Here is a 25,019-nt window from a genome sequence, read left to right as displayed (position 1 = left end):
GAAGCCGGCTCTAGTGGTGGAACTCGCCGCAGTTGACGTCGAGGCACTGGCCCGTGATCGCGCTGGCCATCGGTGAGGCCAGGAAGATCACGGCGTTGGCGACCTCGTCGGTGGTCGGCAGGCGCTTGAGGTCGCTGTTCGCCGCGGTGTGCTCGTAGACCTGGTCCACCGTGATGCCGAACTTCTCGGCCTGGTGCTCGAAGAACTTCTTGAGCGTGTCACCCCAGATGTAGCCGGGCGCGACGGAGTTCACGCGGATGCCCTGCGGTCCCAGTTCGGTGGCGAGCGACTGCGACATCGCGAGCAGCGCCGACTTGGCGAGCTTGTAGCTGCCGTAGCGCTCCTGCGAGTGCCGCAGCACCATCGAGTTCACGTTCACGACCGCACCCTTGGACTCGGCCAGAGCCGGGGTGAACAGCTGCGTCAGGCGGAGCGCACCGAGCACGGTCAGCTCGATCGCGTCGCGGATGTGCTGGAAGTCGGTGCGGCCGAACGGCTTCATCGACGGCACCGTGAAGGCGTTGTTGATCAGGCCGTCGACCCGGCCGAAGGCGTCGGTGGTGGCGGCCAGCAGGTGGGCGGCCGAGGCGTCGTCGGTGATGTCGGTCGACACCGTCACCGCGCGTCGGCCCAGATCGGTGACCTCCTTGGCCACCTCGTCGAGTCGCGACTGGGTGCGCGCGGCCAGCACCAGATCGGCGCCGGCCTCGGCGCAACGCAGCGCGAGGGTGCGGCCCAGCGCCGGTCCCACGCCCGAGATGACGATTACCTTGTCCTGCAACAGATTTGTCATGTCCTACCCCAGCATTCTGTCGGCGACGGCAGACTGGCGCGCCGCGATGCGGGCGGCGAAGTCCTCCGGCGTGATCTTGTTGTGTTCGTGGAACGGCAGTTTCGCGGCGATCTCGTCGAGCTTGACCACCTCGACGGTCGGGCCGTCCTCGGGCGTGAACTCCCGCGACGTCCGCTGCCACCGGAACTGCAGGTAGCCGCGCGGATGGCCGAGGGCCTCGAGCCAGTTGGTCACGCCCGGGTTGTGCTCGCTCAGGACCATCCGGATCATTCCGTCCGGATCGACCTGCGCCTGGGTGTTGTTCAGCGACGTCTGGTGATCGATGTAGTCGAGCGAGATGTACCACAGGCTGCCCAGCTGGAAACCCTGGTACGGCGCATCGGATTTCGGCACCGTGATGATCATCGCCTCGTCGTCGGCGAGTTCGTAGTGGCCCACCGAGGAGTATTGCGTGGCCAGGCCGCCCGGGGTGAGCCGCGGTGCGGTCATCGTGTTGACCGGCAGGTTGTCGTAGAACCACTGCGGGAACTGCAGCCACGTCTTGACGCGGGTGACCAGTGCCTTGCCTGCGCGCGCGAACCGCTTCTCGGTCTCTTCCTTCGTGAGCGGCGGCACCGGGACACCGATCCGGTCGGCGCGTTCGATCCGGATGGTGCCGCGCTGCTGGCTCCAGTCGCTGTAGACCTCGCGGACCACCAGCTGGCTCGAGCCCGGTCCAAGCGTGAAGTGGTTCCGTCGCCCGTCCGCCGGACTCGGCCCGAACGTGGCGACGAACGTCCCGTCGTCCTCGATGTGGAGTTCCCGGTCGTCGAAGGCGATCTCGCTGCCCGGCACGTTCGCGTTGGTGTAGTTGCCGCTGAGCACCTGGAAGCTCAGGTCGGCGGTGGTGCCGCGGGTTCCGGTCACGATGTACTCGGCGTCGTCGTTGATCCGTGCCCCGAAGTACAGGGTGTCGGGATTGTCGAGGCCCATCTTCGTGTACGGCCCGGTGCCCTGGATGAAGGTCGGATGAGTCTTCTCGGTGGCCCAAGCCGCGTGGACGGTCGCGAGGATTCCGCCGGCGAGGTACTGCATCCCCTCCAGTAGGTCCTGCTCCGACCGAATATGGGGGGCGCTCTCGACCAGTTTCTCGGCCTCGGCCATGGCCTCGGCGAGTGGATCCGTCAGCACACCTTGCTCCTTCTATCCGGTGGTACAAATATGTACCTGGGTGGTAGAACATGCGATGCGTCAGACGATAGAACGTGTTTCAAGGAGTGGTCAATGACTGCAGGGGTCGCCGAGCCCGCCGAGTCCGGTGGACGCCGTTCTCCGCCGACGGCGCGGGTCGTCCAGATCCTCGACTTCCTCGTCGCTCGGGAGGAGCAGCGATTCGGGCTGTCCGAACTCGCGCGCACGCTGGCGATCAGCAAGCCGACCTGCCTCGGCATCCTCTCCGAATTGGTGTCCGGCGGATACCTCACCCGTGATCTGGCGTCGAAGACGTACGGGCTCGGTCCTGCGCTCATCGCCGCTGGACGCGCCGCGCAGCGCGGATTCGCCATCGGGCCGATCGCGCGTGCCCAACTCGACAAGATCGCCGCCGAGTTCGGTGCGGTGTGTACGGCGTCTGCGGTGGTGGGTGACCAGGTCATGATTCTCGAGACCGTCAACCCACCGGGGGTCACCCTGGGGCGCACGGCGGCCCGGGTGGGGCAGGCGTATCCGTTCGCCCCGCCGGTCGGACTCATGTACGTGATCTGGGACGGCGACGACGATCTCGAGGCCTGGTTGCGGCGGGAGCCGGCGCTGCCGGTCGTCCTCGACCGTGACCTCCTGCAGCGGGTCGTCGACGACTGCCGCCGGGTCGGCTACCTCGTCGAGCGGCTCACCCCGGTCGGGCGCAAGCTCTTCTCGCTCATGGCGGGCGTCGCCGGTCGGGATCTACCGACGGAGCTTCGCGAGCTGATCGGCGAGATGGTGTCGAGCCTCGGTGAGCGTGTCTATCTGCACAGCGAGACCGAGGTCGACGTCGAGTATCCGGTGAGCCTGATCGCCGCGCCGGTCTACGACGCGGACGGCCACCAGGCGCTCGTGCTGACGCTCGACGTGGGTGGGGCGATCAGTGGCGCGGAGATCGCACGGCGTGGTGCGGCGCTCGTGGCGGCCGCGGATGCCGTGACTGCGGAGGTCGGCGGTCGGTGTCCCGTCCGCCCCTGACCGGCCGAATGTCACATGCGTTCGGTCTGACTGAACCGATGTGACATTCGGCCACGGCGCGGGGTGATCGCGAGCCATTGACCGCCCGGTGGAACCGGTTCTATTCTCGGCTCAGAGTCAGTATGCGAACCGACCCGGTACAAAACTGTACCGATTGATCCGTCGAGGAGCCGCGCGTGACACCCCTGGCGTCCCCGTCCACCTACGAGCTGTCCCACCTGCAGGCGCTCGAGGCCGAGGCGGTCCACATCTTCCGTGAGGTCGCCGCGACGTTCGAGCGTCCCGTGCTGCTGTTCTCCGGCGGCAAGGACTCGGTGGTCATGCTGCACGTCGCGGCGAAGGCCTTCTGGCCCGCGCCGTTGCCGTTCGCCGTGATGCACGTCGACACCGGGCACAACTTCGACGAGGTCATCGAGTTCCGGGACCGGACCGTCGACCGCCTGGGGCTGCGGCTGGTCGTGGCGAGTGTGGAGCACGACATCGCCGCCGGGCACGTGGTGGAGGAGACGGGCCCGCGGGCCAGCCGCAACCGGCTGCAGACGCACACCCTGCTCCGCGGCATCCGCGACAACCGTTTCGACGCGGTCTTCGGCGGCGCCCGGCGCGACGAGGAGAAGGCCCGCGCCAAGGAACGGGTGTTCAGCTTCCGGGACGAGTTCGGCCAGTGGGATCCCAAGGCGCAACGCCCGGAAGTGTGGAGCCTCTACAACGGGCGACACCGCCGCGGCGAGCACATCCGGGTGTTCCCGCTGTCGAACTGGACCGAACTCGACATCTGGCAGTACATCGCCGCGGAGGAGATCGAGCTGCCGTCGATCTACTACGCCCACCGCCGACCCGTCGTCGAGCGCGACGGAATGCTGCTGGCGCACACGCGGTTCCTGTCCCTGTTACCGGGGGAGGAGTCCCGTGACGAACTCGTCCGGTTCCGCACCGTCGGCGATGCGACGTGCACCGGCTGCGTCGAGTCGTCGGCCGTCACCGCGGCCGAGGTCGTGACCGAGGTGGCCGCGAGCCGCATCACCGAGCGCGGCGCCACCCGCGCCGACGACCGGATCTCCGAGGCCGGGATGGAAGACCGCAAGAAGGAGGGGTACTTCTGATGGTGCACACCCAGCAACTCCTCCGCGTCGCGACCGCGGGCAGCGTCGACGACGGCAAGTCCACCCTGATCGGACGCCTGCTGTACGACTCGAAGTCGATCTTCGAGGACCAACTCGAGGCGGTCGAACGCAGCAGTCGCGAGCGGGGCACCGAGTACACCGATCTCGCTCTGCTCACCGACGGACTTCGGGCCGAGCGCGAGCAGGGCATCACGATCGACGTCGCGCACCGCTACTTCGCCACCCCACAGCGCAAGTTCATCATCGCCGACACCCCCGGTCACGAGCAGTACACGCGCAACATGGTCACCGGCGCCTCGACCGCGGACCTCGCGCTGATCCTCGTCGACGCCCGCAAGGGTGTGCTCGAGCAGACCCGGCGGCACGCGTTCCTGTCGACGCTCCTCGGGATCCCGCACCTCGTGTTGTGTGTGAACAAGATGGACCTCGTCGAGTGGTCGCAGGAGCGATTCGAGGAGATCAAGGACGAGTTCGGCCAGTTCGCAACCAAACTCGACGTGCACGACCTGACGTTCATCCCGGTGTCTGCACTCAAGGGCGACAACATCGTCACCCGCACCGAGAACATGCCGTGGTACGAGGGTTCGTCGCTGCTGCACCATCTCGAGGACGTGCACATCGCGTCCGATCGCAACCTCATCGACGCGCGCCTGCCCGTGCAGTACGTGATCCGGCCGCAGCAGCAGACCGACGCCGACCTGCACGACTTCCGCGGCTACGCCGGAACCGTGGCCAGCGGTGTGTTCAAACCCGGCGACGAGGTGGTCGCCCTGCCGTCGGGATTCACGTCGACGATCGCCGCGATCTGGGGGCCCGGCGGCGAGCCGGTGAAGGAGGCGTTCGCGCCGTCCGCGGTGTGCGTGCAGCTGGCCGACGACCTGGACGTGAGCCGCGGCGACACCCTGTGCCGGCCCAACAACCGCCCGCTCGTCGGTCAGGAGCTGGACGCGATGGTCTGCTGGCTCACCGAGCAGTCGGCCCTCAGCGAGGACGCCCGGTACACCGTGCTGCACACCACGCGCGCCACCAGGGGCCAGGTCGTCCGGCTCGACTACCGCCTCGACGTCAACACCCTGCACCGCGACGAGACCGCGCAGTCGTTGACGCTCAACGAGATCGGACGCATCCAGCTGCGCACCCAGCAGCCGCTGCTGTTCGACCCGTACCGCCGCAACCGGGTCACGGGCAGCTTCATCCTCGTCGACGACTCGACCGGCAACACCGTCGCGGCCGGCATGATCACCGGCCCGACGCTCAAGGAATCGAAGGTGGTGTGGCACTCGGCCGCGGTGTCCCGGGAGGAGCGGGCCACGCGCGGGATGACCGTGTGGCTCACCGGGTTGTCGGCGTCCGGCAAGTCCACCGTGGCCGTCGAACTCGAACGCCGCCTGGTCGCGGCCGGGGTGCCGGCCTACCGGCTCGACGGCGACAATCTCCGGCACGGACTCAACGCCGACCTCGGTTTCACTGCCGCGGACCGCGCCGAGAACGCCCGTCGGGTGGGTGCGGTCTCGCAGCTGCTCGCGGACGGCGGCACCGTCGCGATCGCATCGCTCATCAGTCCGTACCGCGCGGACCGGGACCGGGTGCGCCGCCTGCACGAGGAGGCCGGGCTGCCGTTCGTCGAGGTGTTCGTCGACACCCCGATCGAACAGTGCGAGGCGCGCGACCCGAAGGGCATGTACGCCAAGGCGCGGGCGGGGGAGATCACCGGCTTCACCGGCGTCGACGACCCGTACGAGGCGCCCGAGGACGCCGAACTGGTGCTGCGGCCCGAGGACGGCGACCCGGTCGCGCAGGCCGCGAAGATCATGGAGTATCTGCACCTGTGAGCACCGACGCCGAACTCGCCGCCGACCTCGCCGCTCGCGCGGGCGACCTGCTACTGGAGATCCGCGCCCGCGAGCTGGGGGAGACCCCGCTCGACCGGGCGGCCGCGAAGGAACTGGGCCGACGCGGCGACAAGGCGGCCAACGTCCTGTTGCTGGACGGGCTGGCCGCCGCCCGGCCCGGCGACGCCGTGCTGTCCGAGGAGTCCGCGGACGATCCTGCGCGCCTGGACAGTTCGCGGGTCTGGATCATCGACCCGCTCGACGGCTCCCGGGAGTACGGCCTCGTGGGCCGCACCGACTGGGCCGTCCACGTCGCGCTGTGGGAGCGGGGACTCGGCATCACCGCCGCCGCCGTCGCACAACCCGCGCGCCGCGAGGTGTACGTCAGCGGTGCGGTCCACGCCGTCGCCACCGACCGTGCTCGGCCACGAATCCTGGTGAGCGACAGCCGGCCACCGCAGTTCGTCGACGCGCTGGCCCGGCGGGTCGGCGCCGACGTCGCCCCGATGGGGTCGGCGGGGGCGAAGGCGATGGCGGTGCTGCGCGGTGAGGCCGACGCGTACGTGCACGCCGGTGGGCAATGGGAATGGGACTCGGCGGCACCGGTGGGCGTCGCTCTGGCCGCCGGACTGCACTGTTCCCGGATCGACGGGACGCCCCTGCGCTACAACGAACCCCATCCGTACCTGCCCGACCTGCTCATCTGCCGCCGCGACCTCGCGGTCCCGCTGCTCGCCGGGATCGCCGAGGAGACCGGCGGTCCCACCGACACCCCGCGGGTGGCGATGGCGCGCGAATGCATCGACTCCCTCGTCACCCACGACACCAGCAAGGTCCGGCTCGCCCGGCACTGTCACCGCTACGAGAACGGCCAGCGCACAGGCGATTCCGGCGACGAGATTCGCGCCATGCTCGAGAACGGAGCGCAGTACCGGCCGATCAGCGCCGTCCGGGACCTCGAGTTCCGGGAGTGGGGCACCGACGTGGTGGCCCGCTTCCTGCTCGACATGAGCTTCGGACGCGACACCCTCACCGTCGCGATCACCGAACACTTCGCGATCCCGAGCGCCGAGATCGACTCGATCACGGCGATCATCGAACCGCAACGCTAGCTAGCTAGGCGTTCAGACCTGCCGGTAGTGTCACCCCCGTGGCATTCGATGACAGCGAACGGTCGGCCCTGTTGGCTCTGAAGGGTGTCGGGCCCACCGTGGTGCGACGGCTCGAAGACATGGGCCACGACAGCTTCGACGCATTGCGATCCGTCCACGCCGACGACATCCTCGACGCGGGGGCTGCCGTCACCGGGTCGACTTGCTGGCGCAACAGCCCGCAAGCCCGCGCGGCGATCGCTGCGGTCCTCGAGCGGGCACACCGGGATCGACCGGAGTTCGGGGCTCCGTAACCGGCCTCCGTCGTCGGGATCGACGATTACGCCGATGCGGACTCGGCCGCCAGGGCGGCCCCGAGCGCGTCGAGTAGAAGATTTGTGCCTTCCTCGCGGGACCCGGCGTCGTCGTAGCCGTCGAGGAACGCGCCGTGCTCGGTCATCATCAGCCGAGTGCCGGCCCCGGACGGGAACAACTCGATCGTCGCCAGCGACACGGAGGTCCGGACGTCGTCCATGTGCATGTCGTACGTGTAGACGATTCGCTCGTTCGGCACGATGTCCTGGTAGATGGACGAGAACGAATGCACCGGGCCGTCTTTCGGCCCGCCCGCGGTGGTCTCGCGACCGCCGACACGGAAGTCCATCGTGTTCTCGCCCGACACCCATTCGTCGGGGGCGGTGAACCAGCGGGCCTTGGTGTCGGGGTCGGCGAACGCGTGGAAGACCTGTTCCGGGCCGGCGTCGTAGGTGCGTTCGATGACGAATGTGGAATGGGTGACCGATCGGGTGCTCATGGCTGCTCCTTACGAATCAGCGTGCTTCGTCGGTCTCGGTGAGGTACTCGCCGAGTCGGTCGAGTCGACGCTCCCTGGTGGTGCGCCGCTGGGCGATCCACTGTCCGGCGCGGTCGAGAGCGCCCGGGATCAGCTGGTACGTGCGGGTTCGGCCGATCTTCTCGGACCGGACGAGTCCGGACGCCTCCAGCACCCGGAGGTGCTGCACCACGGCGGGCAGTGACATGTCGAACGGCGCCGCGAGCTCGCTGACCGAGGCCGAGCCGCGGCTGAGTCGCTCGACCATTCCGCGCCGACTCGGATCCGACAGTGCGTGGAACACCCCGTCGAGCGGCGCGGAATACTTAAGCACCCACTTAAGTATTCTCGCTCGCCGCCCCAAGTCAAGGGATCGACGTCAATTCGCGGGCCGTCAGAAACGCAGGGTCATCGGACCCGGGTTCCACAGCCCCGACCGCCGTTCCGTCACCGTCGTCAGTTCGGCCGGCACCGCGGACTCGTTGCGCGGCGTGAACTGTTCGATCTGTCCCCAGTCCCGACGCCAGTCGTGATCGAGATACGAAGGGATCGTCTCGGCGGTCAACAGTTGGTCGGTCCAGCCCAGCGGGCCACCACCGAAATGGTCCTCCCACCGGTTCGTCGAGACCGCACCCGGGCGATCGGGAAGGATCCGGTACCCGGGCACCTCCGCGACACCGTTCAGATGCGAGAACGGCTGCTGGCACGGGAACTGGAGCCCCACGGCCCAGTCCGCGAGCACCGGGGTGTCGGACCCGACGACGTCCTGGAGGGTTCGCGTCTGCGGAACTCGCGGAGGAGTGACCGCGAGCCATTGATCGGGATCGCGGTCCTCGTCGGAGGCGACGAGACGAACCGCGTCGGCCTCGGCGGGCAACTGGTCCAGGGGAACCCGCACGTTCCGCCACGACGGCTCGGGCCCGATGTCGAAGGGCAGCGCCCGGCCCAGGACGTCCACCGAACCGTCGGGTCGGCGGACGCCGTACTCGAGCTCGAGGTCCTGGCCGTACGTGACGATGCCGTCGCGGTCCATCGAGCGGATCCGCCCGGCGACCGCAATCGAGACGATGTCGCCGCGGGTGCCGTCGTCGCCCACGGCCGGCAGACCGTACCAGCCGCTGACCAGTGACGCCGGGGTCTGCTCGCTGGTGCGGTAGCTGCCGAGCACGGGCGTGGTGGCGGGGTCGAGCCCGTACGGCAGCGCGACTGAGCTGCCGTTGACGCCCACCGATCCCTCGCCGCCGCCCGTTCCGGCCGCGGTGTCCGTCGTCGTGGTCGTCGTGTCGGGGTTGACCATGTTTGCGGTGCCCGATGCCGCGGTCTCCGCGTCGGCGCTGAGATCAGACGCGACGCCGTTGGGCCCGAACCCGGTGGATTCGGTGCCGGCGAGCGCGGTCGCCGCGTCGCCCGAGAGCGGTTGCAGCATGGACGCATTCGGATCGGTTTCGAGCAGCACGTCGTTCGCGAGCCCGCAGTTCTGGCCACGCAGCGCGTCGAAGTTCGATCTGCCGACCGAGTACGCGGGGTACTGGCTCACCGTGCTCTTCGCGAGCGAGAGCACCTCGAACAGCACCATCGCGGCGGCGGCGATCGTCAGCGGGGGCAGCGCCCACAACCACCGGGTGCGGGAACCAGGTTCGGGTACACGGGAATCGCGGACGTGACACCACGCGGCAACCGCGACCATCACGATCGCCCCACCGAACAGCACGGTCGCAGCTCCGGTGCCGGCGAGCGACGGCGGCTTGTCCCACCACATCACACCCCACGCCGACACGTACCAGTAGTTGTTCGTCCCGATGAACGTGAACGCCAGGAGGAACAGGATCCCGGCTGCGAACAGAGCACGGTTACGGGGCGAGCGCAGCACCGCCGTGCTGACGGCGACTGCGGTGAGCACAGCGAGGGCACCCGCCAGGCCGGCGAAGACGCCGAGGTGGTGCGTCCACTTGGTGGGCGTGAACATCATCAGCGCGACAGCGCCGAACGTGACCCCGATGATGCGGCGGGACGGACCGGCCGAGGTGCCGGGGATGCGTCCTCCCTTGCGCAACATCGCGAGGACGGAGACCGCGAGCCCCAGGAACATCACGAAGATGCCGAACCTCCGCGAGAGCGAGCCGTCGGCGGTGTCGTTGAGCAACCACTGGTACCTCAGGTTCTCGCTGAACCACTTCTCGCTCGGGCCGCCGGCGTCGTGGGCGTCCTGCATCGCCGGGACGACCGCGAGCGTCTGGTCGGCGAAGATCGCGACGAGTATGGCGGTGCCGGCGGCCACGAGCGGCAACAACAGCGCCGCAAAACCGACGGTCTTCGCGCGTGCGATCACGATCCGCAGGAGCGGCCGCAGTCCGGCGAGCAGTGCAGCGAAACAGATGATTCCGGAGGGCCCGACCGAGAGCGTCGCGGCGGCGACGAGGATCGCGACCGCCGCCGGCAGCAGGCGCCGGGTCGCGATCGCCCGCTCCACCGAGCACCAGGTGAGCAGCACACCGGCCGCGACGATCGGTTCCGGACGCAGGCCGTTGTTGTACGGCAACCACACCGCGAGGAAGCCCAACGCGCCCGTCCAGAGCGCGAGGCGACTCGTGCGCGCCGCGGCACCGAGCCGCGGCACCACCTCGCGACTGAGCACCATCCACGTCACGATGCCCGCGAGCAGCGCCGGCAGGCGCACCCACGGACTCGCGTTCCAGATGTCGTCGAGCAGTCCGAAGATGTAGTAGTACGGGGTGCCGAACGGGGTCTCCGGGACACCGAAGTAGCGGAAGTAGTTGGACATGTAGCCGGACGACTGCGCCGAGCGCGCCATCGTGTACTGGTAGCCGTCGTCGGCAGTGGTCGCGCCGATGAAGTGCCACAGCAGCAGCGTTCCGATGACGACCACGTCCACGACCCCGAAACGCCACCACCGGGCGGGCAGGAAACGGCGCGCCCGGCGGCCGTCCGTCAGATCGAGTCGATGCAGCGCGAGCAGGGCCAGCAACGTCGCCAGCACCGCGACGATCATCGCGACGATCTTGATCAGCGTGGGCGTCGTGGAGAACCGGGTGTCGAGTTCCGCGGTCACCTGCAACCCGGCCGGTGCCGAACCGTCGAGATCGCTGAACACGCCGACCATCTGGGGGCGGACGTCGCCCTCGACAGTCTTCGTCGTCAACTCCCCGCCGGGGCCCGTGATCGACGCCGTCGTCCGGTTCGAATCGGACGAGATGACGATCGCGCAGTCGACGCCGCGCAGTTCCGACAGCGGAGTCGAGATCAGCGACCTGTCGCGGAGGATCACCTCCAGGCGGGCGGGTGTGGACTCCGACGCCGCCACGGTCTTGGCGATGAGGCCGTACTGCTCTGTTCCCGGCGCACCGGCGGGAATCGTCGAGACCAGAAGGCCTCCGTCGTCGAGGCCCGCGGCCGTCGCGCACGGGATGCGGGCGTCGAAGGTGAAGGGCGCATACGACACGAGGGGCGCCTCGACGCTGGTCGTGACGCCGTTCTGCGGCCACGACAGCGTCGCCTGCTCCTGATGCACCGGCAGTAAAGGTATGACCAGCGCCGACACGATGCCGACGATTGCCGCGACGATCGCGATCAGTCGCGCACGTCGAAGCCCCCACCTCGACGCCGCCCGATCGTCTGCTCGTGCCTGCCCGCTCGCGGATGCATGCTCCGCCCCCACCATGCTGTCGACCACGAGAAGCGATGGTAACCGCAATCACACGAACCGCGGCCATACGCACCGCGTCACTGCGAAATCCGGCAATTCGCCGGGTAGAACTGACGGATGAAGGTCTACACCGGAACCGATCCCGCCATCGATCTGTCGAAGGTGGCCGAGTTCGCCCGACGCGTGGAGGCCGCCGGCTACGACGGCCTCCACGTCTCGGAGACCGTGCACGACCCGTTCCTGCTCGCGTTGCTCGCGCTGCAGGCCACCGAACGGATCACGGTGCGGACCTCGGTGGCGCTCGCGTTCGTGCGCAGCCCGCTCGTGACCGCCTACACCGCATGGGACCTGTCGAAGCTGTCCGGCGGACGGTTCCATCTCGGTCTCGGCAGCCAGATCCGGCAGAACATCGAAGAGCGGTACGCAATGCCGTGGAGCGCGCCCGCGGCGGCGATGCGTGAATACGTCGGCGTCGTGCGGGCCGCGTTCGCGACGTTCCGCACCGGAGAACTCGTTGCGTACGAGGGGGACAGGTACCGCTTCACGCGGATGCAGCCGTACTTCAACCCGGGCCCCGATTCGGCAACCCCGATGCCCCCGATCTACCTGGGCGGCGTGGGACCGCTCATGTGCCGCGTCGCAGGAGAGTGCGCGGACGGCCTCGTCACCCACCCCACCAACTCCGATCCGCGCTACCTCGTCGACGAATGCGTGCCGGCGCTGACCGAAGGTGCGTCGACGGTAGGTCGCTGCCTCGACGGCTTCGATGTCGTTGCCGGACTGCAGGTGATCACCGGCGCGACCGACGCGGACGTCGCCGAGGAACGCGAACGTCGCCGCCGCCTGTTCGCGTTCCTGTACTTGACGCCGGCCTACCGCGGTGCGCTCGAGCGTCACGGCTTCCCCGACCTCCAGGGGCGGTTGTCCGACCTGGTCCGTTGCGAGGACTGGGATCGGTTGCGCGACATCGTCACCGACGACGTCCTCGGCACGATCGTGCCTACCGCGCGCTACGACACGCTCGCCGACGCGATCAGTCGGCGTCTGGACGGCGTCGCGCAGGGTGTCACGCTGGCGCTGCCCGAGAACCCCGACCAGGATCGGCGGATGGCCGACGTGGTGGCCGAGTTGCAGGCCATGCAGGGCCCGGAAGCTGGAGAGTTGTGGAGGGGAGTGGGATGAGTCGTGTCGCTCGGATCGTGCCCGTGCTCGCCGCACTGCTGTGCGGTGTGCTCGCCGGTCGGGTGCTGTGGTCGCCGATGCCCGACGACTACGTCAGGGGCGGGAGCGGGCTGCCCGACGCCCTCTCCGCGAACGGGGCGGGTGTCGCGTGTGCCGCCGTCGTGGCCGTGCTGGTGACGGTTGCATTGACCCGGCGGCGCTCGGTGACGCTGGTGACGGCCGCTGCCGTGGCCGGGCTGCTGCTGCTCGCCTTGCCGGAGGTGCTGTCGTATCCCGACGATCCGGCGGTGCTCCTGTACTCGAATTCCGTTGCCGCAGGCATGGTTCTGGGTGCGATCTCACCTCTCGCCGCCCGCGATCGGAACGTCCAGGCCGCGCTCGCCGGGGGTGCCATCGGTGCCTTCCTGCTGTCGGGGTCCGTCGTCGACCTGCGTCGGTTCGGTAGTGCGGACTCGGGTTGGATCGGCTATGCCCCGCTGACGTCGCGCGAGTCCGTGGAGCAGTCGGGCGTGGTGGGCCTGTGGCCCGCCGTCGTAGCCGCGGTCCTGGTCGTCCTGACGGCTCTCGTCGATCGGAGAGTTTCGTGGACTGCGCGGGTCGACACCCGGTGGCTCGCGGTCGCCGCCGCACTGCCCGTCGCGGCCTTCGCGGCCAACTGGATCCTGATCGAGTCGGGGGCGCGTCCCGAGTGGTGGTATCCGTACGTCGGTGTGACGGTGGCGCTGGTTGCCTGGATCGCGTGGCAGTTGCCCGGGCGTGACGGGCAGGTGGTGTTCGCCGGTGCCGCGGTACTCGCCGCGGCAACAGGGGGAATGCCGTGGTCGAGCACCGACTGGTGGGCCCTCGCGATTCCGGCCGCGCTGATCGTCGCCGGAGTCGCGACGGGGCTCCGGTGGCCGGTTCCGGTGGCCGGGTTCGCGCTCCTGGCGGCGGTGGCTGCGGCGTCCCTGGTGGCACCCGAGTGGGATCTCCGCTCGATCGCCTCCATGTTCGTGCTGCCCGCCGCAGCGGGGTACGTGGTCGGTACCTGCCTGCCCACAGCTGCGCCTGCGTCCACGGTCGGACTCTCGCTACCGTTCACCGTCGGGATCCCGGGCATCGCGGCAGCGGCCTGGACGATCACCGAACGGTACGCCGACTACGCGTCGTCGTCGGTCTTCGAACCGCAGGTGTCGGTCTCGGCGCCCGCCGCCGCGGTTGCCCTCGCAGCGATCGTGTTGTGCGGTGTGGGCGCGTGGGGACTCGATCTGCGATCGGGAGCCCGGGGGGCCTACTGACGTCACGGACCATGCCCGGAAACGGCCGAAGGCCCCACTCTCGAAAGAGTGGGGCCTTCTCGGTGCCCCCGGCAGGATTCGAACCTGCGGCCTTTCGCTCCGGAGGCGAACGCTCTATCCCCTGAGCTACGGGGGCGCACCGGAAATCCGGTGTGCCAGTGGGCGGAGTTAGCGTAGCGCATTGTCGGCGATCATCCACATCGCCTGGTAGATCGGTGTTTCTCGGCCGGTCGGCGCGGAAACGAGACCGGGCGGCACACCCGTTCGAGGATGCGCCGCCCGGTCCACAGGCGTACCGACTAGTTCATCGGTAGCGGGGCGGCGTTCCGCTCCGCGAGCATGCCCGTGATGAGCGTCGACTCGCCCTGCTGCGTCGCGACCATCGTCTTCGCGAGGTTACGAACCACCGGAACGTCCGCGTACTGCTCGGCGTACTGCATCATCGGGAGCCCACCCTGATGGTGCCGCAGCATGAGCTGAAGGAACATCACGTCGAGCGCCGGCCCCGACGACTGTCCCAGCGCCGACATCTCCTCGGGGCTCGCCATACCCGGCATCGAGCTGGAGTCCTGCGCCGGCTCCGCCGTCGATGCCGCTGCGTGGTCCGAATGACCGTGGCCCTCGCCCTCGGTCATCCAGGTCATGTACCCGCCGCTGGGCAGTGGCGCCTGATCCCACAGGGCCAGCCAGCCTTGCATCTGGCCGACCTGGTTCTGCTGGGTCGTCAGGATGTCGTACGCGAGGTTCTTCACCGCCTGATCGCCCGACTTCGTCAGCGCGATCGTGGCCATGTCGATGGCCTGGTTGTGATGGACCGTCATGTCCTGCGCGAACCCGACGTCGACGGAATCAGATTTCGGGACTGTGGTGGTGTCGTCGTTCAGCGGCAGCTTCACGAAGATCCCGAGCGCGAATCCGATGGCCAGGACACCGATCAGCCCGATCACGGTGAGCGCCGTTCGTTGACTGCGGCTGGACGGAGCGGGACCGGCCTCGGCCTGGTTCTGGTTGTCGGTCATCGGGTCGGTCAGCCGTTTCCGCCGGTCGCGGGCGCCGGCTGCTGGAGTTCGGTCGGAATCTGCATGCCATTGGGCAGACCGGCGCCGCCGCCGGTCTCACTCGCGTCCGGCGTGATGCCGCCGCCGTCCATCGGGACCGCGTCCGGTCCCGGCGCGGCCGCGTCGAACGGAGGCGGGTTGGCGGGATCGAACGAGCCGGGGATCGTCGAGCAGCTCGCGCCGACCTCGGGGTAGGCGTACCGGTTGAGGCGCAGGGCGGCGATGAACTGGTCGATGCGCTCGTCATCGGCGGTGTCGACCTCGAGCTGGTGTCCCCACGACTGCAGCGAGATCGGGGAGTCCATGCCCGGGTACGGAGACATCAGCATGTAGCCGTCACGGGAGCTTGCACGCTCCTCGAGCTGCTTGCGCTGCGCGTCGTCGATCTTGTCGGGGTTGTACGCGATCCAGATCGCGCCGTGTTCGAGCGAGTGGACGGCGTTCTCGGTGCGGATCGGATCGGCGTACACGGTGCCCATGCATGTGGCCCACACGGAATCGTGCGGTCCGCCGAACGGCGGGGTCTGGTCGTACGCGACCCGCTGGGTCGCGTCGACGTGCACGCCGGCCGGGTAGTCGACCGTGACGACGCCGTCGATCGCTGTCGACGGATCCTGATTGGACTCGGACGGGGTGAACTTCGCCACCGCCTGCTGATCCTGGTACTTCGGGAAGATGTTGATCGCGAGGACGCCGATCAGGGCGACGACGGCGATGACCGCGCCGATGGTCAGCCACGGAATCTGGCGCGCCGTGCCCCCGCCGCGCTTGGCGGCAGGCACCCCGCCCTTGTTCTTCGCTGCCTTGATTGCCTTGGCTGACTTGGCCCGGGTGTTGTTATTTCCGGGACCGCGACTTTCCGAACCGCTGGGCATCGATGAGTGCTCTTTCGGTGATTGGACATAGGGCATCTCCGAGGAGTATGTAGCCTCCCCGATCCCCCTCAGGCTTCACCACTGTACGTTCCGACCCTGAGTGAAACCTCTGAGAGGGCGATACTGGGTAATCGGTGTGCTCGTCCAGGCAATAAGATGGACTCCTGTGACTCCAGCCGACCTTGCCGAACTGCTCCGAGGGACCGCCGCGAAGGTGCTCGCCGAGCACGGACTCGACGTATCCGTACTGCCCGCGACGTTGACGGTCGAGCGTCCGCGAAATCCCGAGCACGGCGATTACGCCACCAACGTGGCGATGCAGGTCGCCAAGAAGGCCGGCGTCAATCCCCGCGATCTGGCCACCTGGCTGGCGGAGGCGCTGACGGCGTCCGAGGGCATCGACTCGGCCGACGTCGCGGGACCCGGCTTCCTCAACATTCGCCTCGCAGCCGACGCGCAGGGCGCGATCGTCGCGAAGGCGCTCGAGGCGGGCGCGGCGTACGGCGCGGGTGACGCGCTCGCCGGGAAGCGGATCAACCTCGAATTCGTCTCCGCGAACCCCACCGGCCCCATCCACCTCGGTGGAACCCGCTGGGCCGCGGTCGGCGACGCGCTGGGCCGTATCCTGTCCACGCAGGGCGCCGACGTGACGCGCGAGTACTACTTCAACGACCACGGCGCCCAGATCGACCGCTTCACGCGTTCGCTGATCGCCGCGGCGAAGGGCGAACCGGCGCCGGAGGACGGGTACGCCGGCGAATACATCGTCGACATCGCCGCCGATGTGCAGAAGCAGGCCCCGGGCGTCCTCGAGCTGCCCGAGGCCGAGTGCCACGAGACCTTCCGGTCCATCGGCGTCGAGCTGATGTTCACCCACATCAAGCGCACGCTCCACGAGTTCGGCGTCGACTTCGACGTCTACTTCCACGAGAACTCGCTGTTCGAGTCGGGCGCGGTGGAGACGGCGGTCGAGACCCTCAAGAGCTCCGGCAACCTGTACCACGAGGACGGTGCGTGGTGGCTCAAGAGCACCGACTTCGGTGACGACAAGGACCGCGTCGTCATCAAGTCGGACGGCAACGCGGCCTACATCGCCGGTGACATCGCGTACTTCCAGAACAAGCGGGCCCGCGGCTTCGACCTGTGCATCTACATGCTCGGCGCCGACCACCACGGCTACATCGGCCGCCTCAAGGCCGCCGCGGCCGCGTTCGGTGACGATCCGGACACCGTCGAGGTCATGATCGGGCAGATGGTCAACCTCGTTCGCGGCGGCGTGGCCGTGAAGATGAGCAAGCGAGCCGGCACCGTCATCACCCTCGACGATCTCGTCGAGGCGATCGGCGTCGACGCCGCCCGGTATGTCCTGGTGCGCTCGTCGGTGGACCAGAGCATCGACATCGACCTCGAGCTGTGGACCAGCACCAGCAACGAGAACCCGGTGTACTACGTCCAGTACGCGCACGCGCGCCTGTGCTCGATCGCCCGCAACGCCGCCGACCTGGGGTTGAGCGCGGAGAACCCGAACCTGGGTCTGCTCACGCACGACCGCGAGGGCGACCTCATCCGCACCATCGGCGAGTACCCGCGCGTCGTGGCGAAGGCCGCCGACCTGCGCGAGCCGCACCGCATCGCGCGGTACCTCGAGGAGCTCGCGGGCACCTACCACCGCTTCTACGACGCGTGCCGCATCCTGCCGCAGGGCGAGGAGGAGGCCGGCGACCTGCACACCGCGCGTCTGGCCCTGTGCGACGCGTCGCGTCAGGTGCTGGCCAACGGTCTCGGACTGCTCGGCGTCTCCACCCCGGAGCGCATGTGAACGCGCATCCCGCCGGTCCCCGGCACGCCGAGATCCAGCACGCCCCCGGGCTGCCGCCGCGTCCGACCACGGCGTCGGCGATGACGGCGCTGCCCGCGCAGGTGTGGCCGCGTGGCGCCGAGCGTGGCGCCGACGGTGTCGTCCGCATCGCCGGTGTCCCGGTCACCGACCTGGCCGCGAAGTACGGCACCCCGCTGTTCGTCGTCGACGAGGACGACTTCCGGTCCCGGTGCCGCGAAATGGCGCGCGCGTTCGGCGGCGCCGAGCGCGTGCACTACGCGTCCAAGGCGTTCCTGTCCGCCGAGATCGCCCGCTGGGTGCGTGACGAGGGACTGTCGATGGACGTCGCATCGGGCGGCGAACTCGCCGTCGCGCTGCACGCCGGGTTCCCCGCCGGGCGCATCACGATGCACGGCAACAACAAGTCCGTCGCCGAACTCGACACCGCGGTCACCGCCGGCGTCGGGCACATCGTGCTCGACTCGATGGTCGAGATCGACCGCCTGGACGAGGTCGCGGCTCGGCACGGTGTCGTGCAGGACGTGCTGATCCGGATCACGGTCGGTGTCGAGGCGCACACCCACGAGTTCATCGCGACCGCCCACGAGGACCAGAAGTTCGGGTTCTCGCTGTCCGGCGGCAAGGCCATGGAGGCGGCTGCCGCCGTGTTCGCTTCGGCGAACCTGCGACTGGTCGGTCTGCACAGCCACATCGGCTCGCAGATCTTCGAGGTCGACGGCTTCGAGCTGGCCGCGCACCGCGTGATCGGGCTGATGCGCGAGATCGTCGACCGTTTCGGGCCGGAGAAGACCGCGCAGCTGTCGATCGTCGACCTCGGCGGCGGTCTCGGTATCTCGTACCTGTCCAGCGACAATCCGCCGCCCGTGGACCAGCTCGCGGCCAAGCTCGCGCACATCGTCGCCACCGAGTCCGAGGCCGCGGGACTGCCCACCCCGACCCTCATGGTCGAACCCGGCCGCGCGATTGCCGGTCCGGGCACCATCACGCTGTACGAGGTCGGCACCATCAAGGACGTCACCCTCGACGCCGGTGCGACCCGGCGGTACATCAGCGTCGACGGCGGCATGAGTGACAACATCCGCACGTCGCTGTACCAGGCGGAATATGATGCGCGTCTGGTCTCGCGGGACAGCGACGGCGAGCCCGTCGTCGCGCGTGTCGTCGGCAAGCATTGCGAAAGTGGTGACATCGTCATCCGCGACGCGTGGATGCCGGACGACCTGGGTCCCGGAGATTTGCTCGCGGTCGCGGCGACGGGCGCATACTGCTATTCGATGTCCAGCCGGTACAACCTGCTCACCCGCCCAGCCGTGGTGGCAGTGCGAGACGGCGCCTCACGCCTAATCTTGCGTAGGGAAACTGTGGAAGATCTGCTCAGCTTGGAGGTTTCGGAGTGACCAGCGAATCGGCGCAGCGCGCCATCGGGGTGGCTGTTCTCGGCCTCGGGACCGTGGGCAGCGAGGTGGCTCGGATCATCCGGGACCACTCGACGGACCTCGAGGCCCGAGTCGGTGCGCGTCTGGAACTGCGCGGTGTCGCGGTGCGCCGCATCGACGGTGATCGCGGCGTGCCGCGGGAGTTGCTGACCACCGACGCGGAGTCCCTCGTGACCCGCGACGACGTCGACGTGGTCGTCGAGGTGATCGGCGGTATCGAGTTGCCGCGCAAGCTGGTGCTCGCAGCGCTCAACGCGGGCAAGTCCGTGGTGACGGCCAACAAGGCCCTGCTCGCCGAGTACACCGGCGAACTCGCCGAGGCGGCAGAGCGGCAGAGCGTGGACCTGTACTTCGAGGCCGCCGTCGCCGGCGCGATCCCGGTGATCCGCCCGCTGACCCAGTCCCTCGCCGGTGACCGTGTGGACCGCGTCCTCGGCATCGTCAACGGCACCACCAACTTCATCCTGTCCGCGATGGACGAGACCGGCGCCGACTACGCCGACACGCTCGCCGAGGCCGGTCGTCTGGGTTACGCCGAGGCCGACCCGACCGCCGACGTCGAGGGCTTCGACGCGGCGTCGAAGGCCGCGATCCTCGCATCGATCGCGTTCCACACCCGCGTCACTGCCGGTGACGTGTACCGCGAGGGCATCTCGAAGATCACCTCCGCCGACCTCGATGCCGCGAAGTCGCTGGACTGCACGATCAAGCTGCTGTCGATCTGCGAGCGCATCGTCGGCGAGGACGGCAGCGAGCGCGTCTCCGCCCGCGTGTACCCGGCGCTCGTCCCGCGCGAGCACCCCCTCGCCGGTGTCAACGGCGCCTACAACGCCGTGGTCGTCGAGTCCGCCGCCGCGGGCCGCCTGATGTTCTACGGCCAGGGCGCCGGTGGCGCTCCCACCGCGTCGGCCGTCATGGGCGACCTCGTCATGGCCGCGCGCAACCGCGTGCACGGCGGACGCGGACCCCGCGAGTCCAAGTACGCGGACCTGCCGATCGCGCCGATGGGCGACATTCCCACCCGGTACTACGTGAACATGCAGGTCGCCGACCGCGCCGGCGTCCTCTCGGCGGTCTCCGCCGAGTTCGCCAAGCGTGGCGTCAGCATCTCCACGGTCCGGCAGGAGGGCGCCGGCGACGGCGCGCGCCTGGTGGTCGTCACTCACCTCGCGAACGACGCGGCACTGTCGGAAACGGTTGCCGCCCTTGCCGAACTCGAATCTGTAACCGCTGTGACCAGCGTGCTCCGACTGGAAGGTACCTCCGAATGACCGGCGCCAACCCCAAGGCCGATACCAAGACCACCCCCGTCCACACGCCGTGGCCGGGACTGATCGAGGCCTACCGTGACCGGCTCGCGATCGGACCGAACTGGAAGACCGTCACCCTGCGCGAGGGCGGCACGCCGCTGCTGCCCGCCGGGCACCTGTCGGAGCTCACCGGCTGCGACGTGTACCTCAAGGTCGAGGGCCTCAACCCCACCGGTTCCTTCAAGGACCGCGGCATGACGATGGCCGTCACCGACGCCCTCGCCCGCGGCCAGCAGGCCGTGCTGTGCGCGTCCACCGGTAACACCTCCGCCTCCGCCGCCGCGTACGCCGCCAAGGCCGGGATGGGCTGCGCCGTGCTGGTTCCGCAGGGCAAGATCGCGATGGGCAAGCTCGCGCAGGCCGTCATGCACGGCGCGCGAATCATCCAGGTGCAGGGCAACTTCGACGACTGCCTCGAGCTGGCTCGCAAGACCACCGCCGAGTTCCCGACCATCGGCCTGGTCAACTCGGTCAACCCGGTGCGTATCGAGGGCCAGAAGACCGCCGCATTCGAGATCTGCGACGCCCTCGGCAAGGCCCCCGACGTGCACGCGCTGCCCGTCGGTAACGCCGGCAACATCACCGCCTACTGGCGCGGCTACTCGGAGTACTTCGCCGACGGGATCACCTCGGTGCGTCCGCGCATGCTCGGTGTCCAGGCCGCCGGTGCCGCTCCGCTGGTGCACGGCGCCCCGGTCAAGGATCCCGAGACCATCGCGACCGCGATCCGCATCGGCGCACCCGCGTCGTGGGACGGTGCCGTCGCCGCCAAGGAGGAGTCGAACGGCGCGTTCCGTGCCGCGACCGACGAGGAGATCCTCGAGGCGTACCGCCTGATCGCGGCCACCGAGGGTGTCTTCGTGGAGCCGGCGTCGGCCGCCAGCGTCGCGGGCCTGCTCGCCGCGCGCAAGGAGGGCTGGCTCGATTCCGGCCTGACCGTGGTCTGCACCGTCACCGGCAACGGCCTCAAGGATCCCGACACCGCGCTCGCGGGCATGCCTGCGGTGCAGCCGATCCCGGTCGACCCCGTGGCTGTCGCCTCCGCCCTCGAGCTGGCGTAGTGACCGCGGCCAGGGACACGGCAGCCACGCCGGCGAACCAGGACGAGACGACCCGGACCACGACTCGGAACCAGACGATGACACAGACCCTCCCCATCGGACTCACGGTGACCGCGCGCGTCCCCGCGTCCAGTGCGAATCTCGGTCCGGGATTCGACACCCTGGGGCTGGCGCTGGGTCTGTACGACGAGATCACGGTCACCACCACCGAGTCGGGCCTGACCGTCCGGGTCGAGGGTGAGGGCGCCGACGACGTGCCGTGGGGTCCGTCGCACCTCGTCGTCCGCGCCATCGAGCGGGGTCTCGAAGCGGCGGGAGTGTGGGCCGATGGCCTGGATGTGGTGTGCCGGAACGCCATTCCGCACTCGCGCGGGCTCGGTTCCTCGGCCTCGGCCGCTGTCGGTGGCCTGGCTGCGGCCAACGGACTCGCCCGCAAGGCGGCTCCCGAACTCGAGCTCACCGACGCGCAGCTGGTGCAGCTGTCGTCGGAGTTCGAGGGACATCCCGACAATGCCGCCGCCAGCGTGCTGGGCGGGGCAGTGGTGTCGTGGAGCGAGACCTCGGACGACGACGATGCGCAGCGCCTCTACCGCGCGGTGCGGTTGCCGGTGCACCCCGACGTCCGAGTGGTGGCACTGGTGCCGTCCGAGCGTTCGTCGACCGCGCTCACCCGCGGACTGCTGCCGGAGACGGTTCCGCACCGCGACGCCGCGTTCAACGTCAGCCGCGGTGCGCTCGCGGTCGTCGCGCTCACCCAGCGACCGGATCTGTTGATGACCGCGACGGAGGACAAGCTGCACCAGACGCAGCGCGCTCCGGCGCTGCCGTTGACGACGCGGTGGATCGCGAAGCTCCGTGAGGCGGGGATCGCGGCCACCGTCTCGGGCGCCGGCCCGACCGTGCTGGCGCTTTCCGACCGGCCGTTCCCGGAGGCGCTGCGGGTCGAGGCCGAGCGCGAGGCCCTGCGAGTGCTCGAACTCGAGATCGCAGACGGCGTTCAGATCGACTGAGTCCGGATGGACCGATGGGACGCGCTCAGGACTGGTTCTTGCCGAGTAGGGCATTCGCCGCTATCCTGAGCGTGTCCGTACATCGTGCGCTTCAGACGCCGGTGCTTCACCAGGGCAATCACTCCATTTCTTCGGGGTAATCCTGGCACGATTCCTACGCGATTTCTTCTGCGTGGATCGATCGACAGCACCCGCCTTCTCGGGTGATGTGATGGGGGACAAGGCCGACATTCCATCCAGCGGATACGGCACATCCGAGTTCAGTTGTCGACTGAACTGCGGGACGAACCCTCGGCTTTGCGCAGCGCGAGCGAGGGAAGGAAAGGACCTCCGTGACCGATACGGACCTGATTGCCACGCCTGTTCAAGATTCCCCGGCAGAGGCCGAGGGTGCCCGGGCGGGTAATTCTCCAAAGACTTCTGACGCTGCACCGCGCGAGGGCGCGGTCGTCGCGTCCACCAAGCGTGCCGAGGCCCGGCGTGGAGCCGGGCTGTCCGGGATGGTGCTCGCCGAGCTTCGTTCGCTCGCGGGCGAACTCGGTATCAAGGGCACCTCGGGAATGCGCAAGGGTGACCTGATCGCCGCAATCAAGGAGCGTCAGGGTGGCTCGAGTGCCGCCAAGGCGGCTCCTGCCGAAGCCGCTCCCGCTGCGGAAGCGCCGGCGCCTCGCAAGGAGAGCGCCGAGTCGTCGGCACCGGCGACTGCCGATGTGCAGGAGAGCGCCGACGCCGAGCAGGGCAGCCGTCGTGGTCGTCAGCGTCGCGGCGCCTCGCGTCGTACGGGTGCTCCCGAGGGTGCCGAGGCGGAGAACGCGCAGGCCGACACCGCCCAGGCCGAGCCCAAGGCGGCCGACTCCAAGCAGGAGCAGGGCCGGGAGCAGACCAAGGACCAGGGCAAGGACCAGCAGTCCGACGACCGCGGCGAGCGCGGCGGACGTCGTGAGCGCGGTGAGCGCGGTGAGCGTGGCGAACGCGGTGACCGCGGCGAGCGTGCTCAGGGCGGCGACCGCTCCCAGGGCGGCAACGGACCTCGTGGCGAAGGTCGCGGTGAACGCCGTGACGGTGACGACGAAGAGGGCGGTCGCGGACGTCGCGGACGCCGTTTCCGTGAGCGCCGTCGTGGACGCGACCGTGGCGAGGGCGGCGAGGTCCGCGAGGGCCGCGAGCCCGAGATCCGCGAGGACGACGTCCTGCAGCCGGTCGCCGGCATCCTCGACGTCCTCGACAACTACGCGTTCGTGCGCACCTCCGGCTACCTCGCAGGCCCGAACGACGTGTACGTCTCGATGAACCTGGTTCGCAAGAACGGCCTGCGTCGCGGTGACGCGATCACCGGCGCGGTCCGCGTTCCCCGTGAGGGCGAGCAGCAGAGCAACCAGCGGCAGAAGTTCAACCCGCTGGTGCGCCTGGACACCGTCAACGGTGGCGACGTCGAGGCGGCGCGCAAGCGTCCGGAGTTCAACAAGCTCACGCCGCTCTACCCGAACCAGCGACTGCGCCTCGAGACCACGCCGAACATCCTCACCACGCGTGTCATCGACCTGATCATGCCGATCGGTAAGGGTCAGCGTGCCCTGATCGTGTCGCCGCCGAAGGCCGGTAAGACCACCGTCCTGCAGGATATCGCGAACGCGATCACGGTCAACAACCCCGAGTGCTACCTCATGGTCGTCCTCGTCGACGAGCGTCCCGAGGAAGTCACCGACATGCAGCGCTCGGTGAACGGCGAGGTCATCGCCTCGACGTTCGACCGTCCGCCGGCCGATCACACCTCGGTTGCCGAGCTGGCGATCGAGCGCGCGAAGCGCCTCGTCGAGGCCGGTCGCGACGTCGTGGTTCTGCTCGACTCGATCACCCGTCTGGGCCGCGCGTACAACAACTCGTCGCCCGCGTCGGGACGCATCCTGTCCGGTGGTGTCGACTCGACCGCGCTGTACCCGCCGAAGCGATTCCTCGGTGCCGCTCGCAACATCGAGAACGGTGGCTCGCTGACCATCATCGCGTCCGCGCTGGTCGAGACCGGCTCGACTGGTGACACCGTGATCTTCGAGGAGTTCAAGGGCACCGGCAACGCCGAGATCAAGCTCGACCGCAAGATCGCCGAGCGTCGCGTCTTCCCGGCGGTGGACGTCAACCTGTCCAGCACCCGCAAGGACGAGCTGCTGATGAGCCCCGACGAGTTCGCCGTCGTGCACAAGCTGCGGCGTGTGCTCTCCGGCCTCGATTCGCACCAGGCCATCGACCTGCTCGTCGACCGCCTCAAGAAGAGCAAGAGCAACATCGAGTTCCTGATGCAGGTCTCGAAGACTGCTCCGGGCGCGCTGGGGGACTGACCTCCACAGGCCCGAACCTGATCGACGATCTCGTCCCCGTGTGCCTCGCGCAGCGGGGACGAGGTCGTATCGGGCGGGAATCAATCCCCGTGGGGGCGCGTT

The 25,019-nt window shown here is 68.9% G+C and carries 20 protein-coding genes and 1 tRNA gene; 13 read left to right on the top strand and 8 right to left on the bottom strand.

The features are described 5' to 3' along the window. Window positions 1-10: 10 nt before the first annotated feature. Together J2X34_RS14375 and J2X34_RS14370 are read right to left on the bottom strand one after the other, a co-directional pair. Window positions 11-793 (bottom strand): SDR family oxidoreductase, encoded by a 783-nt coding sequence (locus J2X34_RS14375; RefSeq protein ID WP_114722202.1) that lies wholly within the window; start codon window positions 791-793, stop codon window positions 11-13. Between the two features lie 3 nt (window positions 794-796). Next, on the bottom strand, window positions 797-1,963 hold the full coding sequence (locus J2X34_RS14370) for a hypothetical protein (RefSeq protein ID WP_114722201.1): 1,167 nt from the start codon (window positions 1,961-1,963) through the stop codon (window positions 797-799). 93 nt (window positions 1,964-2,056) lie between these two features. Here J2X34_RS14370 and J2X34_RS14365 point away from each other — a divergent pair, with 93 nt between their 5' ends. The 5 genes from J2X34_RS14365 (at window position 2,057) to J2X34_RS14345 (ending at window position 7,353) form a co-directional block, all read left to right on the top strand. Further along, window positions 2,057-2,992 carry an IclR family transcriptional regulator gene (locus tag J2X34_RS14365; protein WP_114722200.1) on the top strand — a complete coding sequence of 312 codons (936 nt, stop codon included), beginning with the start codon at window positions 2,057-2,059 and terminating at the stop codon, window positions 2,990-2,992. 176 nt (window positions 2,993-3,168) lie between these two features. Continuing rightward, window positions 3,169-4,095, top strand: coding sequence for a sulfate adenylyltransferase subunit CysD (gene cysD / locus J2X34_RS14360; protein WP_429517927.1), 927 nt, complete (start codon window positions 3,169-3,171; stop codon window positions 4,093-4,095). Continuing rightward, window positions 4,095-5,948, top strand: a complete 1,854-nt coding sequence (gene cysC, locus J2X34_RS14355; RefSeq protein ID WP_429517925.1) for an adenylyl-sulfate kinase — start codon at window positions 4,095-4,097, stop codon at window positions 5,946-5,948. The genes cysD and cysC overlap by 1 nt, the downstream gene beginning before the upstream one ends. Then, a complete protein-coding gene (locus tag J2X34_RS14350) occupies window positions 5,945-7,060 on the top strand; it encodes a 3'(2'),5'-bisphosphate nucleotidase CysQ (RefSeq protein WP_429517923.1) in 1,116 nt (371 codons plus the stop codon). Before cysC ends, J2X34_RS14350 begins: the two co-directional genes overlap by 4 nt. 38 nt (window positions 7,061-7,098) lie before the next feature. Next, on the top strand, window positions 7,099-7,353 hold the full coding sequence (locus J2X34_RS14345) for a helix-hairpin-helix domain-containing protein (RefSeq protein ID WP_429517921.1): 255 nt from the start codon (window positions 7,099-7,101) through the stop codon (window positions 7,351-7,353). Window positions 7,354-7,379: 26 nt separating this feature from the next. On the opposite strand, the gene J2X34_RS14340 is transcribed toward J2X34_RS14345, so the two are convergent. Genes J2X34_RS14340 through J2X34_RS14330 form a run of 3 tightly spaced genes read right to left on the bottom strand, consistent with a single transcriptional unit; the run spans window position 7,380 to window position 11,562 of the window. Further along, a complete protein-coding gene (locus J2X34_RS14340) occupies window positions 7,380-7,853 on the bottom strand; it encodes an SRPBCC family protein (RefSeq protein ID WP_114722195.1) in 474 nt (157 codons plus the stop codon). A 16-nt stretch (window positions 7,854-7,869) separates the two neighbouring features. Continuing rightward, the gene (locus J2X34_RS14335) at window positions 7,870-8,205 is read right to left on the bottom strand and encodes an ArsR/SmtB family transcription factor (RefSeq protein ID WP_429517918.1); all 336 of its coding nucleotides are present in this window, start codon (window positions 8,203-8,205) and stop codon (window positions 7,870-7,872) included. A 60-nt stretch (window positions 8,206-8,265) separates the two neighbouring features. After that, a complete protein-coding gene (locus tag J2X34_RS14330) occupies window positions 8,266-11,562 on the bottom strand; it encodes an arabinosyltransferase domain-containing protein (protein ID WP_429517916.1) in 3,297 nt (1,098 codons plus the stop codon). Window positions 11,563-11,652: 90 nt separating this feature from the next. Here J2X34_RS14330 and J2X34_RS14325 point away from each other — a divergent pair, with 90 nt between their 5' ends. Together J2X34_RS14325 and J2X34_RS14320 are read left to right on the top strand one after the other, a co-directional pair. Further along, window positions 11,653-12,717, top strand: a complete 1,065-nt coding sequence (locus J2X34_RS14325; protein ID WP_429517914.1) for a TIGR03617 family F420-dependent LLM class oxidoreductase — start codon at window positions 11,653-11,655, stop codon at window positions 12,715-12,717. Continuing rightward, the gene (locus J2X34_RS14320) at window positions 12,714-13,994 is read left to right on the top strand and encodes a hypothetical protein (RefSeq protein WP_429517912.1); all 1,281 of its coding nucleotides are present in this window, start codon (window positions 12,714-12,716) and stop codon (window positions 13,992-13,994) included. Before J2X34_RS14325 ends, J2X34_RS14320 begins: the two co-directional genes overlap by 4 nt. 63 nt (window positions 13,995-14,057) lie before the next feature. On the opposite strand, the gene J2X34_RS14315 is transcribed toward J2X34_RS14320, so the two are convergent. From J2X34_RS14315 to J2X34_RS14305, 3 genes are all read right to left on the bottom strand, one after another. After that, window positions 14,058-14,130 (bottom strand) — tRNA-Arg (locus tag J2X34_RS14315). 163 nt (window positions 14,131-14,293) lie between these two features. After that, on the bottom strand, window positions 14,294-15,013 hold the full coding sequence (locus J2X34_RS14310) for a DUF305 domain-containing protein (RefSeq protein WP_429517910.1): 720 nt from the start codon (window positions 15,011-15,013) through the stop codon (window positions 14,294-14,296). Between the two features lie 8 nt (window positions 15,014-15,021). After that, window positions 15,022-15,927, bottom strand: a complete 906-nt coding sequence (locus J2X34_RS14305) for a DUF3105 domain-containing protein (RefSeq protein WP_114722190.1) — start codon at window positions 15,925-15,927, stop codon at window positions 15,022-15,024. 166 nt (window positions 15,928-16,093) lie between these two features. Here J2X34_RS14305 and argS point away from each other — a divergent pair, with 166 nt between their 5' ends. The 6 genes from argS (at window position 16,094) to rho (ending at window position 24,917) form a co-directional block, all read left to right on the top strand. Continuing rightward, the gene (gene argS / locus J2X34_RS14300) at window positions 16,094-17,746 is read left to right on the top strand and encodes an arginine--tRNA ligase (protein ID WP_114722189.1); all 1,653 of its coding nucleotides are present in this window, start codon (window positions 16,094-16,096) and stop codon (window positions 17,744-17,746) included. Further along, complete coding sequence (gene lysA, locus J2X34_RS14295; protein WP_114722188.1) at window positions 17,743-19,164, top strand: diaminopimelate decarboxylase; 1,422 nt, start codon at window positions 17,743-17,745, stop codon at window positions 19,162-19,164. The genes argS and lysA overlap by 4 nt, the downstream gene beginning before the upstream one ends. Beyond that, window positions 19,161-20,474 (top strand): homoserine dehydrogenase, encoded by a 1,314-nt coding sequence (locus J2X34_RS14290; protein WP_114722187.1) that lies wholly within the window; start codon window positions 19,161-19,163, stop codon window positions 20,472-20,474. The genes lysA and J2X34_RS14290 overlap by 4 nt, the downstream gene beginning before the upstream one ends. Next, window positions 20,471-21,574: a threonine synthase gene (gene thrC, locus J2X34_RS14285; protein WP_114722186.1), complete on the top strand. Its 1,104-nt coding sequence runs from the start codon at window positions 20,471-20,473 to the stop codon at window positions 21,572-21,574. Before J2X34_RS14290 ends, thrC begins: the two co-directional genes overlap by 4 nt. 77 nt (window positions 21,575-21,651) lie before the next feature. Continuing rightward, a complete protein-coding gene (gene thrB, locus J2X34_RS14280; protein ID WP_114722309.1) occupies window positions 21,652-22,584 on the top strand; it encodes a homoserine kinase in 933 nt (310 codons plus the stop codon). A gap of 332 nt (window positions 22,585-22,916) precedes the next feature. Continuing rightward, complete coding sequence (gene rho / locus J2X34_RS14275) at window positions 22,917-24,917, top strand: transcription termination factor Rho (RefSeq protein WP_429517905.1); 2,001 nt, start codon at window positions 22,917-22,919, stop codon at window positions 24,915-24,917. Window positions 24,918-25,019: the final 102 nt, after the last annotated feature.

Source organism: Rhodococcus sp. BE178 (assembly GCF_050433545.1).
Taxonomy (GTDB): domain Bacteria; phylum Actinomycetota; class Actinomycetes; order Mycobacteriales; family Mycobacteriaceae; genus Prescottella.
This window is presented reverse-complemented; position numbering and strand designations above follow the sequence as displayed.

Excerpts from the sequence above, each read along its gene's own strand:
- J2X34_RS14310 (WP_429517910.1), bottom strand. The coding sequence starts at position 15,013 with ATGACCGACAACCAGAACCAGGCCGAGGCCGGTCCCGCTCCGTCCAGC.
- J2X34_RS14365 (WP_114722200.1), top strand. The coding sequence starts at position 2,057 with ATGACTGCAGGGGTCGCCGAGCCCGCCGAGTCCGGTGGACGCCGTTCT.
- cysC (WP_429517925.1), top strand. The coding sequence starts at position 4,095 with ATGGTGCACACCCAGCAACTCCTCCGCGTCGCGACCGCGGGCAGCGTC.
- thrB (WP_114722309.1), top strand. The coding sequence starts at position 21,652 with ATGACACAGACCCTCCCCATCGGACTCACGGTGACCGCGCGCGTCCCC.
- J2X34_RS14325 (WP_429517914.1), top strand. The coding sequence starts at position 11,653 with ATGAAGGTCTACACCGGAACCGATCCCGCCATCGATCTGTCGAAGGTG.
- thrC (WP_114722186.1), top strand. The coding sequence starts at position 20,471 with ATGACCGGCGCCAACCCCAAGGCCGATACCAAGACCACCCCCGTCCAC.
- J2X34_RS14320 (WP_429517912.1), top strand. The coding sequence starts at position 12,714 with ATGAGTCGTGTCGCTCGGATCGTGCCCGTGCTCGCCGCACTGCTGTGC.
- J2X34_RS14305 (WP_114722190.1), bottom strand. The coding sequence starts at position 15,927 with ATGCCCAGCGGTTCGGAAAGTCGCGGTCCCGGAAATAACAACACCCGG.
- J2X34_RS14375 (WP_114722202.1), bottom strand. The coding sequence starts at position 793 with ATGACAAATCTGTTGCAGGACAAGGTAATCGTCATCTCGGGCGTGGGA.
- J2X34_RS14340 (WP_114722195.1), bottom strand. The coding sequence starts at position 7,853 with ATGAGCACCCGATCGGTCACCCATTCCACATTCGTCATCGAACGCACC.